Here is a 12810-nt window from a genome sequence, read left to right as displayed (position 1 = left end):
GTTAGTCAGTGGCGGTTCACATTAGTATTAAAAATATAACAAAAATGACATGTAAATGTCTGAGTAAGTAATAAAATTATGACAACACAAAAAATCACCATTAGCACGCTCAAATATGGCCCATTAATATTAGCCAGTGGCTTACTTTTTAGTGGCTGCTCTGAAGAACCCGCACCGAAGGCTAAAGCGCAAAAAGTACACGAACACGTCACAGAACACTCTAAACCCGTTGTGTATCAAGTATTCACGCGTTTATTTGGTAATACGCAAACAGCCAATGTGCCATGGGGTACAAAAGAGCAAAACGGTGTAGGTACATTCAGTGATTTTAATGATGCGGCTTTAAGTGGCATAAAAGAACTGGGTACTACCCATATTTGGTATACGGGCGTGCTTCATCATGCGCTGGTGGGTGATTACAGCCAATACGGCATTAGTCAAGATGATCCTGATGTTGTAAAAGGCCGTGCAGGTTCACCTTATGCGATTAAAGACTATTACGACGTTAACCCAGATTTAGCCATCAATCCAGAACGTCGTCTTGAAGAATTTTCAGCGCTCATTACACGCACTCACCAACATGGCATGAAAGTAGTGATTGATATTGTGCCAAACCATGTTGCGCGCCACTATAAGTCAACCGCAAAACCTATGGGCGTTAAAGATTTTGGTGAGCAAGATGACACCAGCGTAGAATATGCGCGCGACAATAACTTTTATTATGTCACTGGGCAGTCTTTTCAAGTGCCAACCAGCGAAGGCTACCAAGTACTTGGTGGTAACGCGCATCCATTAGCCGATAATCTATTTGATGAAACACCCGCAAAGTGGACGGGTAACGGTGCACGAGCTGCCAAGCCAGATATAAACGATTGGTACGAAACCGTAAAAGTAAATTACGGTGTAAAACCCGATGGCAGCTATGACTTTCCTAGCTTACCAGCTGACTATGCAAACAAAGACTTAAGGGCGCACTTTGAGTTTTGGCAAGATAAAGAGCTGCCAAACAGCTGGTATAAATTTCGTGATATCGCGCTGTATTGGCTTGATAAAGGCGTAGATGGTTTTCGTTATGATATGGCCGAAATGGTGCCCGTTGAGTTTTGGAGCTTTTTAAACTCCTCTATTAAAATGCATAATCCAGAAGCCTTTTTATTGGCCGAAGTATACAACCCAGCACTATACCGCCCGTATATCCAACAAGGGAAAATGGATTACCTCTACGATAAAGTAGGCTTTTACGACACGCTTAAAGGCGTTATGCAAGGTAAACAAGCGGCAAATAGCATTTTTGCACCACAGCAAGCCGTTGCAGACATTGAACAGCACATGCTGCACTTTTTAGAAAACCACGACGAACAACGCATAGCCAGCCCTGACTTTGCAGGTAATGCAGCAAAAGGTAAGCCTGCGCTGGTGGTATCTCACCTTATTAGCCGCGCGCCAACACTGTTGTACTTTGCTCAAGATGTAGGCGAAGACGGCTCAGAATACGCAGGCTTTGGTAAACCCACTCGCACCAGCATTTTTGATTACATTGGCGTACCTGCGCACCAAGCATGGATGAACAACGGCAAATTTGACGGCGGAGCACTCACGCCTGAACAAAGTCAGTTACGGAACTACTACAAAGCGATTATGGCGTTGAGTAAACACCCAGCAGTTGTTGCTGGCGACATGCAACCCCTTATCGTGACTGGCAGCGAGCACGTTGCCGCGTTTAGCCGCAGTATTGGTAATCAACAACTTTGGGTCGTGAGTAATTTTTCGAGTGCACAAACAATAGTCACCATTGAAATTCCAATGACCACCTTAGTTGATGACAAGCGTGGCGAGTTTAAGTTATTGGATTTACTAGAAGCAAACCAAAAAGCTGCCATGACTATCAACGAAGAACACGCACAGATAAGTTTAACGTTAGATGCGCTTAGCAGTGCAGTTCTCACCACTGGAGCACACAATGAAAGATAACAAACCCGATTTAAGCTTTTGGCAAATATGGAATATGTGCTTTGGCTTTTTAGGTATTCAGTTTGGCTTTGCGCTGCAAAACGGTAACGTAAGCCGCATATTTCAAACATTGGGTGCAAACGTTGATGACATTCCTATTTTATGGGTGGCAGCGCCGCTAACGGGTTTAATTGTACAGCCAATTATTGGCTATTGGAGTGATAAAACCTGGGGAAAATTAGGCCGCCGCCGTCCGTTCTTTTTATATGGTGCAATTTTAACGACCTTATCGCTGTTTATTATGCCAAACTCGCCAACGCTTTGGATTGCAGCAGGCATGCTGTGGATCATGGATGCGTCAATCAATGTCACAATGGAACCTTTTCGCGCTTTAGTGGGCGATAACCTACCAAAAAAACAACGCGCAACAGGCTATGCCATGCAAAGCTTTTTTATTGGCGTTGGCGCTGTTGTGGCATCGGCATTACCGTGGATGATGACCAATTGGTTTGATATTGCTAACACCGCGCCTGCGGGGCAAATTCCTGACTCTGTAAAGTATTCGTTTTATTTTGGTGGCGTGGTTTTATTGGTCGCCGTGGGCTGGACTATTTTAACTACCAAAGAATATTCACCACAACAACTTGCAAAGTTTAACGAACAAGACAGCGATGCTGAGCAAGTCGACATTACTAACACCGTTAACTTTAGCAAAGGCGGCGCAATTTTTACCGCACTGGGCATGAGTGTACTTGCCCTTGTAATGGGGCTGGGGCTTGAAAAAGAGCTGTATTTACTCGCCGGTGGTTTAGTGTGCTTTGGGATTATTCAATTTATTGCCGGTACGTTAAAAGCCAAACAGCATACTGCGGGTGGTTTTTATCAAGTAGTCAACGATGTATTCACGATGCCAGAGGCGATGAAACAATTGGCGTGGGTGCAATTTTTTAGCTGGTTTGCGCTGTTTGCAATGTGGATTTACACCACCTCAGCGGTCACTAGCTTTCATTATGGTAGCAGTGATACCAGCTCTGCGGCTTATAACAATGGCGCTGACTGGGTAGGCATTTTATTTGCCGCGTACAATGGGTTTGCCGCACTGGCTGCATTATGTATACCGGTCATCGTAAAGCGCATTGGTTTAAAACTCGCTCACGCAATTAACTTAATTTTAGGCGCTTTGGGCTTAGTCAGCTTTATTGTAATTAAAGATCCTACCTTACTTATTTGGCCAATGATCGGCATTGGTTTCGCTTGGGCGTCTATTCTATCGTTGCCATATGCCATGTTAAGTACGTCAGTACCGAGTCATAAAATGGGCGTGTATATGGGCATATTTAACTTTTTTATAGTGATCCCCCAATTACTAGCAGCCAGCATATTGGGTCTAATTTTACGTCACTTTTTTGAAAACCAACCTATTTACGCACTAGTATTGGGCGCGGTGTCGTTTGTACTGGCAGCGGTTGCTGTTATGCGTGTTAAACACGCGCAGTAACGCTTATAGCTAACAGATAAGATTTAAGGGTTTAAAAATGAAAAAATACAACATGATCACCACAAGCTTACTCATGCTTGGCTTAACGGCGTGTAGCTCAGAGCAAGCCTTAACAGACAGCCCCAAAGTAACGGAGCAACTAAGCGCACCCGGTGCCCCAGGCGTTGACCCATTTTGGGCATTCGCAGGTAAAACAGGTATTGGTACTTCGTTTGAGCAATATCAAAATGGCGCTTATAGCGACAGCGCAGCGACGGGTAAAGTCTCAAAAGTATGGTTTTCGATAGCAAAAGGAGTGATCACCGAAACCATGTTTGGGCTAATTCACCAAGCACAAATTAAAGACATGCAGTTTGTGGTTGTCGGTAAAGATTTTACCGTAACTGAAACGGATGATCTTGACGTAACAATTGACTACTTATATAAAGATGAGCACGGCCGACCGTTATCATTGGCTTACAAAGTAACAAGCACAGATAAACAAGGCCGCTTCAGCCTTGAAAAACACATATTTACCGATCCAGACGGGCAAACTTTATTTGTGCGCAGTATTTTTAATACTCAGCTTAAAAGCGTAAAAGCCTATGTAACGGTAAATCCATACATAGATAATAATGGCCTGGATGATTTTGCAAAAACCACAGAGCAAGGGCTAATTGCATGGCAGGGCGATAGTTACTTGTCATTACAAGGCGCTAAACCATTTAAACAGACCAGCGTGGGCTTTACAGGCAAAAGTGATGGTTTAAATGCGCTAAAAACGACTCAACAGCTTCCAAGCGTTTATCAAAATACCGGTGAGCAATCAGGTAATGTGAGTTTACTTGCCGAGCTGGGTGAGATTGGCAACAACAGCCAATTTGATCTAACCCTGAGTTTTGGCAACAACGAGCAAGCGAGCTTTAAGCAAGGCCAAGCAAGTTTAGCGCGTGGCTATCAACACGTACTTGATAACTACAACGGAAAAGGCGACGCATTAGGCTGGCAAGATTATCTACAAAGCTTAGCACCGCTCAATACCATGAGCGAGCAAACTACTGATAACGGCAAGCTACTTTACACCAGTGCCATGGTGTTAAAAGCGCAAGAAGATAAAACGCACGCTGGTGCGCTTATTGCCTCGTTATCAAATCCATGGGGCGAAACAGTCTCGGCCAAAACAGGTTCAACCGGTTATAAAGCTGTATGGGTGAGGGATTTTTATCAAGTTGCTATGGCGTTTATGGCACTTGGCGACACTGCTACAGCTAAAACTGCATTCGAATACCTTGAAAAAGTACAAGTAAATAATAAAACACCGGGCAACAAGGGCGATACAGGCTGGTTTCTACAAAAAACACACGTCGATGGCGAGCTTGAATGGGTGGGCGTACAGCTAGATCAAACCGCTATGCCAATTATGCTCGCGTGGAAATTGCACCAAGCAGATGTGTTAACAGATGCAGAGCTAACTGGTTGGTACGGGCGCATGTTAAAACCTGCTGCTGACTTTTTGGTAGACGGTGGGCGCGCCAAAATTTTGTGGAACGACATGCAAATAACACCGCCAGCTACTCAGCAAGAGCGCTGGGAAGAGCAAGAAGGATATTCACCTTCAACTACCGCAGCGGTTGTAGCAGGCCTTATCACTGCGGCTGATATTGCAACACTCGCTGGCGATGACCAAAACGCAAAGCGTTACCTTGAAACCGCTAAAAAATATAATAGCGGCATAGAAAGCATGATGTTTACCACCGCCGGTAATTTAGAATCAATCAACTCAGACGGTGAGTATTTTATTCGTATCGGCCAAGATAAAGACGCCAATTCAAACACTAAAATTAATGCTAATAATGGTCGCGAAGGCTTTAATAAAAAGCAAATTTTAGATGGTGGCTTTTTAGAGTTAGTACGTTATGGCGTGCGCGATGCACTTGCTCCCAGCATTGTAAAAACCTTGCCAGAGTATGACGATGAAACGTTAGCCGATAACTTACAAGTTAAGTACAGCTATCAGTTTAGCGATGGCAGCGGCTCATTTCCAGGTTTTCGCCGTTATGGTAACGACGGCTACGGTGAGGACGAAGTAACTGGCGCAAACTACGCCGAAGGCGGGCAAAATACCCCCGGCCAACGTGGGCGTGTATGGCCGTTTTTTACCGGTGAGCGAGGCCATTACGAAATTGCCGCCGCAAATGCCACGCAATCGTTAAACGCAGACAAGCAACACGCCATTAAAAACACGTATGTGAAAGGGTTAGAGCAGTTTGCCAACGAAGGCATGATGCTGCCAGAGCAAGTATGGGATGGCGTAGGCAACAATAAAGCAGGTTATACACTCGGCGAGGGCACCAACTCCGCCACTCCGCTTGCATGGACACATGCAGAATACGTTAAGTTAGTACGCTCTTTAAGCGATAAGCACGTATGGGATCACTACCCAGTGGTCGAACAAGCGTTGAAGTAAGTTGGTTTAATCAGTAATACTAAGAGCCACGGTTAACAGCCGTGGTTTTTTATGGAAATTTAAAGTATCAATGCTGTATTAAGTCATGTAGCAGCAATTTTATATCGCGTATAGCACAAAATATCTAAGCCTCAGCTATGATAATCTCGAAAACGGGCTCACTACGCCATTGGCACCTTGTTGCAAAACATGGGTATAGTAAACTTGCTATCAAATAATGTCGTTTATTTATATGTTTATATAAAAAAGCAAGTGCATTTAAAGCGGTTGCTTGTGTTTTCGCTGCCACTTTCTTAGTGACTGTTAGGTGATTTAAAAATATTTCTACTTCATTATTCCCCATACTGGCTGGATGACGCTTATTATGGAAATGGATATAGGCACTCGTCCAAAATACATAAGTTTCAATAGACTTTTTAGCATAGTGATGGCTATACATATAGTCGATAAGATTATTAAGAAAAGGGGATTTAGTTTTCATTTTAAATGCCATTAACTGTGTTTATATACAGTGCTGGTGATTTTCCTTCTAAGTCAAGAAATGAGGACACTTTCCTCTTTTTTACACATCATTAAAAGAACAGCCCGACTTAAAGTTTAAAGCTGGCAATGTGTTCCAGTATTTGTTATTAATTATAAGAATAAATAATAGGACATACATTGCTCATAAAAAGAGGAAAGTGTCCTTTGATAAAGTTGTTAGGTGCTCAAGTTGCATCGGAGTTATAAGGAAAATTATGAGTTTAGTTTCAAAAGCAATCGTTAGTAGCCTTTCTAACGAGATGGGTATTATGGTTTTAGAGTTAGATGACTGTACAAAATGGTCTATGGTCGATAGACCATTTAATAATGTGCAAGGTGAGACTGCGCACGTGTATCGCGAAGGAAGAAGTTTTTATGTTCAGTTTGGAAAAAGAACTGAAAAGTATGTCGTAGATGAAATGTAAGTAATTGAAATTATTTGAATCACACCTAACAAGCCAAGTCAAAGGGACAATTTTAAGCTGGCTCCCGTCGCTTCGCTCCTTATTTTAGCCAGCTTAAAAGTTGCCCCTGCTTGGGGCGTTATATTTCAGGGAAAGGTTAGTGAAAATATTCACATTTAGTTTACTCATTTTTGCTTTTAACCTGCATGCTGAAGAAGTTGTATTTATCGGTTCACCTTTTTCAGTTGTGGAAAGTGAAAAATCATGCGATAAATTTGTTGAAAGTGGCATTTGTATGGATGTTGCCTTTGAATTGAAATACAACGTGATTGAGTGGCTTAACACTTCAAAAGAACCAGAGATAATTGAATTCATCGGATTTACTCACTCTACAGGTTTACCCAAGTACACATCATTTAACTATGCCTTAATTCAGTTAAAAAAAGTTAGAGGGCACTATTTAGTAAAAGATGTAAAACCCATCGTAGAGCTAGGTGATGAATATATTATTTGTGTAAGTGAGCAGGTCAAATATAAAGAACAATGCTCTAAAACACAGACAATAAAAGACTATTTAGGCTCGTTGTAACTGAAATATAACAAGAACTTAAAGAGGGACAAAATAAAGTTGGCTGTTTTGTTCACTCCGTTCACCTATTTTAGCCAACTCTATTTTGCCCCTTAAGTGGGCGTTATATGCCTAAGGTGCTCACATGGAAAGTGGCGAATTAAAATATCCTAAGTTATTCGTATTAATTGCTTCAGTTATCGGCTGTTTTTTAGGTATGCTTTTAATTTACCCCTTTTGCTCGCTGTTAGGTATTGATATTAACCAAAGCGTAAGTGGTGTTGGGCAGTTTATTTTGTTAATGGTTGCATGGATTGTTTTTACTATATTTGGTTATTACAGTTTATCCTACTTAGCTGCGTATATAATGATTGCACTAAAAATAATTACTAAATCACAGATGTCGGAACTAGATATTGGTGGTAGAAAAACTAAGTAGTAAGCGGCATATAACAAGCCACTTAAGCAGGACAAATAACAGTTGGTTTTTGCTCGTGCCTCGCTTATTTTAACCAACAATTATTTGCCTCTTAGTGGGGCGTTATATTTCAGGGAAAGGTTAGTGAAAATATTCACATTTAGTTTACTCATTTTTGCTTTTAACCTGCATGCTGAAGAAGTTGTATTTATCGGTTCACCTTTTTCAGTTGTGGAAAGTGAAAAATCATGCGATAAATTTGTTGAAAGTGGCATTTGTATGGATGTTGCCTTTGAATTGAAATACAACGTGATTGAGTGGCTTAACACTTCAAAAGAACCAGAGATAATTGAATTCATCGGATTTACTCACTCTACAGGTTTACCCAAGTACACATCATTTAACTATGCCTTAATTCAGTTAAAAAAAGTTAGAGGGCACTATTTAGTAAAAGATGTAAAACCCATCGTAGAGCTAGGTGATGAATATATTATTTGTGTAAGTGAGCAGGTCAAATATAAAGAACAATGCTCTAAAACACAGACAATAAAAGACTATTTAGGCTCGTTGTAACTGAAATATAACAAGAACTTAAAGAGGGACAAAATAAAGTTGGCTGTTTTGTTCACTCCGTTCACCTATTTTAGCCAACTCTATTTTGCCCCTTAAGTGGGCGTTAGCTGATTGGCGCAAATAATAAGAACAGCTCAGCAGTTAAATATTTTCTAAAGGAGTTCGAAATATGCAAGAAGACACTGTTAAATCGACTATAGCAACCATTCAGAATGGCGTGGCTAAAGGGGATGGTAAACTCTGGGTAACTGAAAGCGAAGTCAACTTTGAATCGTTCAACAAGGACGCCGGACTTGGGTCATACAAAATTGAGCGAAAGTCAATTTCAAAAGTAGACAAATGTTTGGGCAAAGGAGCAGGTGTTATTCCTTTAACATCGGATGCCATAGAAATTTCGTTGCAAGACGGTCGTACATATCAATTTATCGTATCGAATCCAAGTGAATGGATAAGTTTACTTAACAAATAATCAGCTAACAAATTGCTTAAACGGAAAAATAACAGTTGGCCGTCGCTTCGCGATTGTAGCCAACCATTATTTTCCGCTTAGCAAGGCGTTAGGTGTCAGTCTCAATACTAAATAGGTGAGTGTATGCAAAAGTCAGAAGTTTATGATTTCATTGGTGAGCTAGCAATTGCTCTCTACTCTAAAAAAATTCAAATATCTCTATCTGCTCTTAATGAAATTTTAAAAGATAAAGGTGAAGATTATGGGAATAACCGCGGTTTAGGTGCTGGAGTATCAGCTGCTTGGAGACATTGGAAAGATAAAGATCCAGTTATCTATCATGCAATTGCACATACATTCACTGATAAAAATGGTGAGCTTCCTTGGAAGTAAACACCTAACAAGTCAATTTAAACGGAACTAAAACAGTTGGCTATTGTTCGTTCCTCACAAAATTATAGCCAACAATTTTAGTCCGCTTAATGTGGGCGTTATGAGGTGAAGCTTAGTATGAGTATTAAAATTCAAGTTGAGGATGCTAAATTTCTAGCTGAAAATGGAAGACACTTAGGAGCTTTAACCAACTTAATGCTGGCTGTAGCTGCATCATCTAGAAAAACATTCCCTAAAGGTAAGACAAAATCACTCAAAGACCCATCAAAGAAAATGGGGGACTCTGAAGCTTTCACTTTGTTTATTGGCGGTAGAATAAGAAAGATATTATTTGGTGATTTCGGTGGTTCAGAAACTGGTAACAGTGGAATCAGTGTTAACTTCAAAAATAAACAATATGATATAGCTTTTATTTTGTATAAATTTTATAGGTGTGAGCTTGTTCATGAAGGAGAGTTACCTGAAGATATAGAGTTCAGCCCTCCAAGGGAGTCAATGAATTTAGGGATGTCGAATAATGGAGTGAGTGTTTCCGTTAGTTGTGGTAATACAATGGTTTTAGATTATGGGTGGATCGATTTACTAGTTGAGTCTGTTGTAAGTGCTCGTTGCAATGGTAAAACCTTTGGAATTCAGCATTTTGAAATGCATCCGGCGACTGATATTTCTGATGATGGCATTTGTAAAATTATAACTGAGAAATACAATACATCTCCAGGTCGTTTTCATATTCTAAAAGAGGCTGCATATCATATTCAGCCTTCCATTGTTATTCAAAGTAATGATGAGGAATTACGTACTGAATTCAGTAAGTTGGTCTATTCTGGAATTATTAATAGAGGCGCGATTACAGGCCTGTCATCTCATAATTTGACTGATCGATCTGGAAACATTACTGATATTGGTATTGAGATTATTCGCTATATTTCAGTAGAATATGAATTAGTGGAAATCACCTCATAACAAGTCATTTAAACGGAAAATTAACAGTTGGCCATCGCTTCGCGATTATAGCCAACCATTAATTTCCGCTTAATGAGGCGTTATGAGTTTCGAGGGTTTCATGGCAATTAGTGAGTTTGAGGTATTTAAAGTAGAGAAAGCTGCAAAGCAATTCTGTGTTAATAAAAATAAGCCTTTTCCACCTGAACAACTCTATATTGATTATAGAATGGAAGACCAAACATTGTACTTTTTGGAAGTTCGCCCAAAGTGGGATGACCCGACCACAAATACAGAAATTCCAGTTGCTAAATTTATCTATATTAAAAAAGATAAAGTATGGAAATTATATTGGCCTCGTCAAAATTCGAAGTGGCAACAATATGCACCTGATGGTATTAATCAACATTTAGAACCACTGTTCAAAATTGTTAGCGAAGATTTAAAAGGTTGTTTTTGGGGCTAAAACTCATAACAAGCCACTCAAGCGGGACTAAAAACAGTTTGCTCGGTTTCGCTTCGCTACACATTTTAGCAAACAATTTTTAGCCCCTTAGTGGGGCGTTGTGGCTGTAGAATTACTCTTTTTTAAGAAAAACAGCCTGTTTTATGGGTTCCAAATGCATTACCTAATGCTTTAAAAGCGCTTAGAGTTAATTACAGGAGCTCGTTTTTTAATTGAATTTGGCTGTTAGAGTTATTCTACAGCCTCGTTAGCTGTTTAATCTAGTTTGGAGATATATGCGTCCACGATTACCTGTATTTGTCGGTAGAGAGCATGAAAATTTTGAAGAAATATATGCTAGTTTTATCAAACCTTTACATAGATTATTTTTATTTTGTATTCTGTGGTTTTTGGGATTAACAGTTTTTATTTTTTGTATAAATACAATCGATTTATTAAGACCTGTAGAAGAGTCTATTGGTAGTTGGTTTGAGCGTTCAGGAGCACTAATTGGTGTTTGTGGAATGTTAGTTGAATTTAAACTAAAAACCGTGGATAACATATTAGGTAATGCATCTATGGCATTTAAACCCGATGTATATCAGTCTTTTGGTAAATATGAAAAATACAAATCCTACATGCATGTAACTGCACTAACTTACGCAATTGTAGGTGCAATTATATGGAGTTACGGTTCGCCAGTGTTAGTCTGGATTAATCACCTACTTCTTTGGGTAAACAGCTAACAAGGGTTTTCAAGTCGGACAAATTACAGTTGGCTTTTTGTTCGTGCCTCACTTATTTTAGCCAACTGCAATTTGCCGCTTAAAACGGCGTTATGTGCTCAGGAGGCTTTTGTACTTGATTGATAATATTTCTTATGCAAAGTATATGATTGAGTGGCTTGATAAATCAGGTGTCCCAGATAACCAACTTGCCCAAAACTCATTTGAATTAATCAAAGAATATTGGTTTAAAAATACTGATATTAACCTTGAAATAATTCGTAATAAATTATGGGACTGGGTTGATTCAAATGACGGTTATAATTTGACTACAGAACTAGTCATCAAAATGAGAATTATTTTGTGTCTGGCTTTTGAGGACAACCAAGAATTACAAAATGTTGGCTACTTTGAGGGCTTACTGGTAAATTTAGATTCAAATAAAGCTTAAGTATATTAAGCACATAATCGGGTAGCCGGAGGTCTCTAACCTCCAGCCCCCACACCACCCATCATGCGCTTTTTATTAACAGGAAGTGCAATGGGCGGTTCATCTCCTGTAATGAATATTGATCCAAATATCTTTCAATGACACTAAACCTTGTGATGCTAAGTAGTCATTGCCTAGCGCAATGTTAATTCCTTTTGTTTTTGAGCTTCTACAAGGGCCTTCGCTTCCAAGCGCCTACTTTTGGTACTGGTGATACCACAGGCTATGGCGAGTCGCTCGCTAACACCCAATTTCATTAAACTGCGTACTTTTGTGCGTGCTATACCTGATAAAGAGCGCCACTGCCGCCAGTAGCACATCCTTATCCTACGGCGGATCCAATGATCTAAATCCACTGTTAGTTGATAAGCGTTGGCTATTAAGTAGTAGTGTCCCCAGCCGCGTAAATACTGCGTGATTTTATGAATTTGTAAGGTCATTGAGATCCCCCAGTTGCGGTTAGTGAGTTCCCTGACATTTGCTTTAAATTTCTTTAGCGCCTGTTCGTGGATTTGCACTTGACCGTAACGAAAGGTAAACCCGAGAAATTTCGAGCCTGTTACTGGACCGACTCGACTTTTCGATTCGTTCACTTTGAGCTTTAATCGCTTAGTGATAAACGCAGTAATTTCCTGTTGGATTATTAGTCCTTCGCTTTTGGTTTTTACTAAAATGATTATGTCATCAGCGTAACGTGCAAACTTAAGGTGTTTGTAGGTTAGCTTCTTATCTAATTCATCGAGTAAGATGTTGGAAAGCAAAGGGGATAGTGGCCCACCTTGAGGGACTCCTTTGGTTGACTCAAACCACAGACCTGTTTCGCGCTCTGCTACTCCGGCTCGTAGATATTTACCGAGTAGACGCATGAGTGCTTTGTCTTTGATTTTACGACCAACACGATTCATCAGCATGTCATGGTCTACTTCATCAAAGAACTTAGACAAGTCGATATCAACCGCTGTTTTATAACCTTGTTTAACACAAGATT

The 12810-nt window shown here is 40.2% G+C and carries 15 protein-coding genes; 13 read left to right on the top strand and 2 right to left on the bottom strand.

Annotated elements, in window-relative coordinates; all coding sequences use genetic code 11:
- Positions 1 to 78 precede the first annotated feature (78 nt).
- The 3 genes from A7967_RS20310 to A7967_RS20300 are packed head-to-tail and all read left to right on the top strand — an operon-like array spanning position 79 to position 5894.
- Positions 79 to 1971: an alpha-amylase family protein gene (locus A7967_RS20310; RefSeq protein ID WP_064436046.1), complete on the top strand. Its 1893-nt coding sequence runs from the start codon at positions 79 to 81 to the stop codon at positions 1969 to 1971.
- Positions 1961 to 3448, top strand: coding sequence for an MFS transporter (locus A7967_RS20305; protein ID WP_054206773.1), 1488 nt, complete (start codon positions 1961 to 1963; stop codon positions 3446 to 3448). Before A7967_RS20310 ends, A7967_RS20305 begins: the two co-directional genes overlap by 11 nt.
- Before the next feature lie 37 nt (positions 3449 to 3485).
- Positions 3486 to 5894: a glycoside hydrolase family 15 protein gene (locus tag A7967_RS20300; RefSeq protein WP_054206772.1), complete on the top strand. Its 2409-nt coding sequence runs from the start codon at positions 3486 to 3488 to the stop codon at positions 5892 to 5894.
- 124 nt (positions 5895 to 6018) lie between these two features.
- Here A7967_RS20300 and A7967_RS20295 read toward each other — a convergent pair whose 3' ends face one another.
- Complete coding sequence (locus tag A7967_RS20295) at positions 6019 to 6375, bottom strand: phage integrase N-terminal SAM-like domain-containing protein (RefSeq protein ID WP_082379078.1); 357 nt, start codon at positions 6373 to 6375, stop codon at positions 6019 to 6021.
- A 256-nt stretch (positions 6376 to 6631) separates the two neighbouring features.
- On the opposite strand from A7967_RS20295, the gene A7967_RS20290 reads away from it, so the two are divergent.
- The 10 genes from A7967_RS20290 (at position 6632) to A7967_RS20245 (ending at position 11783) form a co-directional block, all read left to right on the top strand.
- Entirely contained in the window at positions 6632 to 6841 is a 210-nt protein-coding gene (locus A7967_RS20290) for a hypothetical protein (RefSeq protein ID WP_064436045.1), read from the top strand.
- 139 nt (positions 6842 to 6980) lie between these two features.
- The gene (locus A7967_RS20285) at positions 6981 to 7409 is read left to right on the top strand and encodes a hypothetical protein (protein ID WP_054206769.1); all 429 of its coding nucleotides are present in this window, start codon (positions 6981 to 6983) and stop codon (positions 7407 to 7409) included.
- Between the two features lie 124 nt (positions 7410 to 7533).
- Positions 7534 to 7827, top strand: a complete 294-nt coding sequence (locus tag A7967_RS20280; RefSeq protein WP_054206770.1) for a hypothetical protein — start codon at positions 7534 to 7536, stop codon at positions 7825 to 7827.
- A gap of 123 nt (positions 7828 to 7950) precedes the next feature.
- A complete protein-coding gene (locus tag A7967_RS20275) occupies positions 7951 to 8379 on the top strand; it encodes a hypothetical protein (RefSeq protein ID WP_054206769.1) in 429 nt (142 codons plus the stop codon).
- 169 nt (positions 8380 to 8548) lie between these two features.
- Positions 8549 to 8848 carry a PH domain-containing protein gene (locus A7967_RS20270; protein ID WP_054206768.1) on the top strand — a complete coding sequence of 100 codons (300 nt, stop codon included), beginning with the start codon at positions 8549 to 8551 and terminating at the stop codon, positions 8846 to 8848.
- A 123-nt stretch (positions 8849 to 8971) separates the two neighbouring features.
- Positions 8972 to 9220, top strand: coding sequence for a hypothetical protein (locus A7967_RS20265; RefSeq protein ID WP_054206767.1), 249 nt, complete (start codon positions 8972 to 8974; stop codon positions 9218 to 9220).
- A gap of 117 nt (positions 9221 to 9337) precedes the next feature.
- Complete coding sequence (locus A7967_RS20260) at positions 9338 to 10183, top strand: Rv1289 family protein (RefSeq protein ID WP_054206766.1); 846 nt, start codon at positions 9338 to 9340, stop codon at positions 10181 to 10183.
- A gap of 82 nt (positions 10184 to 10265) precedes the next feature.
- Positions 10266 to 10628: a DUF3024 domain-containing protein gene (locus A7967_RS20255; RefSeq protein WP_054206765.1), complete on the top strand. Its 363-nt coding sequence runs from the start codon at positions 10266 to 10268 to the stop codon at positions 10626 to 10628.
- Positions 10629 to 10903: 275 nt separating this feature from the next.
- Positions 10904 to 11353 (top strand): hypothetical protein, encoded by a 450-nt coding sequence (locus A7967_RS20250; protein ID WP_054206764.1) that lies wholly within the window; start codon positions 10904 to 10906, stop codon positions 11351 to 11353.
- Positions 11354 to 11468: 115 nt separating this feature from the next.
- Complete coding sequence (locus tag A7967_RS20245; RefSeq protein WP_157601519.1) at positions 11469 to 11783, top strand: hypothetical protein; 315 nt, start codon at positions 11469 to 11471, stop codon at positions 11781 to 11783.
- Between the two features lie 173 nt (positions 11784 to 11956).
- On the opposite strand, the gene A7967_RS23480 is transcribed toward A7967_RS20245, so the two are convergent.
- A partial coding sequence (locus A7967_RS23480; RefSeq protein WP_244507115.1) for a reverse transcriptase domain-containing protein occupies positions 11957 to 12810 on the bottom strand: 854 nt, incomplete at its 5' end.

Source organism: Pseudoalteromonas neustonica (assembly GCF_001653135.1).
GTDB classification, from domain to species: domain Bacteria; phylum Pseudomonadota; class Gammaproteobacteria; order Enterobacterales; family Alteromonadaceae; genus Pseudoalteromonas; species Pseudoalteromonas neustonica.
This window is presented reverse-complemented; position numbering and strand designations above follow the sequence as displayed.

Bases quoted from the DNA above. Each gene is read 5' to 3' on its own strand.
- A7967_RS20280 (WP_054206770.1), top strand. From the start codon at position 7,534: ATGGAAAGTGGCGAATTAAAATATCCTAAGTTATTCGTATTAATTGCT.
- A7967_RS20295 (WP_082379078.1), bottom strand. From the start codon at position 6,375: ATGAAAACTAAATCCCCTTTTCTTAATAATCTTATCGACTATATGTAT.
- A7967_RS20290 (WP_064436045.1), top strand. From the start codon at position 6,632: ATGAGTTTAGTTTCAAAAGCAATCGTTAGTAGCCTTTCTAACGAGATG.
- A7967_RS20270 (WP_054206768.1), top strand. From the start codon at position 8,549: ATGCAAGAAGACACTGTTAAATCGACTATAGCAACCATTCAGAATGGC.
- A7967_RS20310 (WP_064436046.1), top strand. From the start codon at position 79: ATGACAACACAAAAAATCACCATTAGCACGCTCAAATATGGCCCATTA.
- A7967_RS20300 (WP_054206772.1), top strand. From the start codon at position 3,486: ATGAAAAAATACAACATGATCACCACAAGCTTACTCATGCTTGGCTTA.
- A7967_RS20255 (WP_054206765.1), top strand. From the start codon at position 10,266: ATGAGTTTCGAGGGTTTCATGGCAATTAGTGAGTTTGAGGTATTTAAA.
- A7967_RS20260 (WP_054206766.1), top strand. From the start codon at position 9,338: ATGAGTATTAAAATTCAAGTTGAGGATGCTAAATTTCTAGCTGAAAAT.
- A7967_RS20250 (WP_054206764.1), top strand. From the start codon at position 10,904: ATGCGTCCACGATTACCTGTATTTGTCGGTAGAGAGCATGAAAATTTT.
- A7967_RS20305 (WP_054206773.1), top strand. From the start codon at position 1,961: ATGAAAGATAACAAACCCGATTTAAGCTTTTGGCAAATATGGAATATG.
- A7967_RS20265 (WP_054206767.1), top strand. From the start codon at position 8,972: ATGCAAAAGTCAGAAGTTTATGATTTCATTGGTGAGCTAGCAATTGCT.